Consider the following 3,624-nt stretch of genomic DNA (forward strand, 5'->3'; position numbering starts at 1 on the left):
ATCCCGGTCTTGGCGGCCAACTCGCTGAGATCCCGCGATTCGCAGAACCAGTCCGGCACCGGCCCGTCAGGGTCGACGCCCAAGAACCCATAACGCTTGAGGTGTTGTGCATCGAACACCATCCAGGCCGGGTCATTGACGTAGCCCTCACGCGGGTCGAGGTAGTGGAAGGCGCCGGCCATCGAGTTGTAGTCACAGGCCTCGTTGACGAATCGCTTGCCAAGCCGGTTGACGATGATGCTGCGCGGCCGAGTCCGTTCCAGCCGCACGCTGCGACTGCGTTGGTGCCCGTCGATGGTGTCGCCCGGGATCTGCACGATCGGCACCCACCACGCCTCACCCATGTTGGCCAGGTCGGCGCCGTGCGCCATCACCATGCGCAGTCCGTCGCCGGTGTTATTGGGCGGCGAGACGGCACCATGCATCGGGCCACGCAGAAAAGCATTGACCAGCACGGGATCCCATTCGAATCCACCCGTCCCCAGGATCACTCCACGACGAGCACGGACAGCCAACTGCTCATTACCCGAGGCGATCCGGACTCCGACGATCCCGCCGTCTTCGGCCATCAGTTCCTCTGCGCGGGCGCCGGTGTGCGGAGTCACACCGGCATCGAGCAAGCCCTTGAGCAGTCCGGCGATCAACGCGGTGCCGGCCACGCACAGGTCGGCGTTCGGGTCGCCGCCCGCGTACAGGCGGGCGCGGGTCTCGGCGTCGAATCCGACGTTGGACCAGTCCTGTGGAAACGAGGTGATCCGATCACGCCACTCACCGAGTTGATTCAGATCGAACGGAGCCGCGCTCAGCGAGCGGCCGCCACCGGGCTGGCCACCGGGTAGCTCCGGCTTGTAATCCGGAAAACCCGTGGCGATCTCGAACCGCAGACTGCTGTGCGCTTCGATGAAGTCGAGCATCGCCGGACCGGTCCGCACGAACGTGTCGACGAGCGCGTCGTCCATCGACCCGAGCGACTGCGCACCCAGATAACTGAGCGCGTCGTCGACGGTGAGCTCCCCGTCGGGAGAGCGGGTATGCGCAGGGATCCACACCACGCCGCCCGAAACCGCAGTGGTGCCACCGACAGTCGCGGCCTTCTCGTAGACCGCCACCGAGGCACCGCTTGCCGCGGCGGTCAGCGCGGCGGCCAGCGCGGCTCCGCCGCTGCCGAGCACGACGACGTCGACTTCATGGTCCCAAGACGGCATGAAACTGACTTCCTCCTCAGGTGTTAGCTCAAGATCGCCGATAATTCCTTGGCTGCCTTGACAACTGCGTCCTTGCCACGCATCACCACGTCTTCGCGGTGCGAGATCAGATTGATGCAGGCCGGTGGTGACGGCGGGTCGCGATGCACGGGGACGGCCAAACCATAGGTGTTCGGCTCGATCTCACCGTGGGTGATCACCCAACCTTGCTCGCGGGCACTCACGACCAGATCGCGTTCGTCCGGGCGCGGGGGCAGGCTGGCCAGCAGCGCGATGCCTGCGGCGCCGCGATCGAGCGGATACCGGCTGCCCTCGTGAAAGGCCAGCTGGTACGGGACCTGGGTGGGGACGATTACTGCGATGGCCACCTGCTGCTCTCCCTCGGCGACCAGCAGCGACACCGTGGTGCCTAGATCGTCAGCCAGCGCGCGCAGGATCGGCACGCTGAGCTGGCGGACGTTGCGGTCGAACGACGCACCGAGCAGCGCCAGCCCCGCGGCGGGTCGATAGCGGCCGTCGTCGCCTTTGGCGATGAGCCGGAATTGGGCCAGCGTCGCAAGCAGGCGATACGCGATGGTTCGGTGCACGCCAACGCCGTCGGCGACCTGCTGCACGGTCATTCCCGCCGGGGCATCGGCCACCAGCTGCAGAGCATTGAGTCCCCGGGCCAGCGTCTGCGAGCCGGGTGCCGTGGTCGTCGGGACCTCGCGCACGTCAGCGGGCCGCGATCTTGCTTGACAGACACCCAGCAGAGAAGGATGCTCTATACATAGTGCACATTAGTGTGCGATTTTAGCACACATAGTTGGCCGGTAACGAGAACCATATTTCCGCTGGAGCTATGCAGAGAGGGACCGGTGGCCGAGCACGAGAGCGTGTGGAGTGACCTACAGGGTGTGCCGTTCGTGCAGGGCTACCTGGACGCCGGTGGTGTGCGAACTCGCTACCTGCATGCCGGCGATTCGAGCAAGCCGCCGCTGATTCTGCTGCACGGCTCGGGTGGTCACGCCGAGGCGTACGTGCGCAACCTGGAGGCGCACGCCGAGCACTTCTCGACCTGGTCGATCGACATGCTGGGCCACGGCTACACCGACAAACCCGGACACCCGCTGGAGGTCCGCCACTACGTCGATCATTTGCTGGCCTTCCTCGATGCGATCGGCGTCGAGCGCGCCCACTTATCCGGTGAATCGCTTGGCGGCTGGGTGGTTTCCCGCGCCGCCGCCGACCACCCCGGCAAAGTTGACCGGCTGGTGCTCAACACCGCCGGTGGTTCGCAAGCCGACCCCGAGGTGATGAAGCGGATCATCACGCTGTCGATGGCGGCCGCCGAAAGCCCGACTTGGGAAACCGTGCAGGCGCGGATCAAATGGTTGATGGCCGATAAGTCCAAGGACTACGACGACCTGGTCGCAAGCCGTCAGCGGGTGTACCGCCAGCCGGGCTTCGTCTCGGCGATGCGTGACATCATGGCGCTGCAAGACCCCGAGATCCGCGCCCGTAACATACTGGGCCCCAACGACTATGGGTCGATCACCGCGCCAACGCTGGTGTTGTGGACCAGTGATGACCCGACCGCTGACGTGACCGAAGGCCGCCGAATCGCCTCGATGATCCCCGGTGCCCGTTTCGAAGTGATGTCCGGTTGTGGGCACTGGCCGCAGTATGAGGACGCCAAGACGTTCGATCGCCTGCACATCGACTTCCTGCTAGGGCGTTGAGGGTGGACGGCGATCGGGATGTGGACGTCGACGTCGTCGTTGTCGGCGCGGGGCCGGTCGGTCTGACCCTGGCCAATATCCTTGGCCTGCAGGGAGTCAGCGCTCTGGTGGTCGAAGAACGCGACACGCTGATCGATTATCCTCGCGGCGTCGGGCTGGACGACGAGTCGCTGCGTACGTTCCAGGCAATCGGCTTGGTCGAACACGTTCTGCCGCACACCGTGCCAAACCAGATTCTGCGATTTGTCGACGCCAAGCGCCGGATACTTGCCGAAATGGCTCCGCCCGACGCGCGTTTCGGCTGGCCCAAGCGCAACGGGTTCGTTCAGCCGTTGGTCGATGCCGAATTGCTTCGTGGTCTGGAGCGCTTCGAGCACGTCGAGGTGCAGTGGGGCCGGCCCTTGATGTCCTGCACCGAGACGGCCGACGCGGTCACCGTCGAACTTGGCGGCGAGGGTGGGTCGAAGACGGTGCTGACCCGCTACGTGGTCGGCTGCGACGGTGGCCGGAGCACCACTCGCCGGCTGATGGGGGTGTCGTTTGACGGCACCACCTCACCGACCCGCTGGCTGGTCGTCGACATCGCCAACGATCCGCTCGGCCATCCCAACAGTGAAGTCGGCGCCGACCCGGCACGCCCCTATGCCTCGATCTCGATCGCGCACGGAATTCGCCGGTTCGAGTTCATGATTCACGCT

The 3,624-nt window shown here is 65.4% G+C and carries 4 protein-coding genes; 2 read left to right on the forward strand and 2 right to left on the reverse strand.

The features are described 5' to 3' along the window. Both VN856_RS00055 and VN856_RS00060 read right to left on the reverse strand, forming a co-directional pair. A partial coding sequence (locus tag VN856_RS00055) for an FAD-dependent oxidoreductase (protein WP_325685095.1) occupies positions 1-1,205 on the reverse strand: 1,205 nt, incomplete at its 3' end. Positions 1,206-1,228: 23 nt separating this feature from the next. After that, positions 1,229-1,918: an IclR family transcriptional regulator gene (locus tag VN856_RS00060; RefSeq protein WP_325685096.1), complete on the reverse strand. Its 690-nt coding sequence runs from the start codon at positions 1,916-1,918 to the stop codon at positions 1,229-1,231. A gap of 144 nt (positions 1,919-2,062) precedes the next feature. Between VN856_RS00060 and VN856_RS00065 the strand changes: the two genes are divergently transcribed. Continuing rightward, complete coding sequence (locus tag VN856_RS00065) at positions 2,063-2,926, forward strand: alpha/beta hydrolase (RefSeq protein WP_325685097.1); 864 nt, start codon at positions 2,063-2,065, stop codon at positions 2,924-2,926. 2 nt (positions 2,927-2,928) lie between these two features. After that, positions 2,929-3,624: FAD-dependent monooxygenase (locus tag VN856_RS00070; protein ID WP_325685098.1), on the forward strand; the 696-nt coding region annotated here is incomplete at its 3' end.

The sequence above is a fragment of the Mycobacterium sp. genome, assembly GCF_035603715.1.
Classification (GTDB): Bacteria; Actinomycetota; Actinomycetes; order Mycobacteriales; family Mycobacteriaceae; genus Mycobacterium.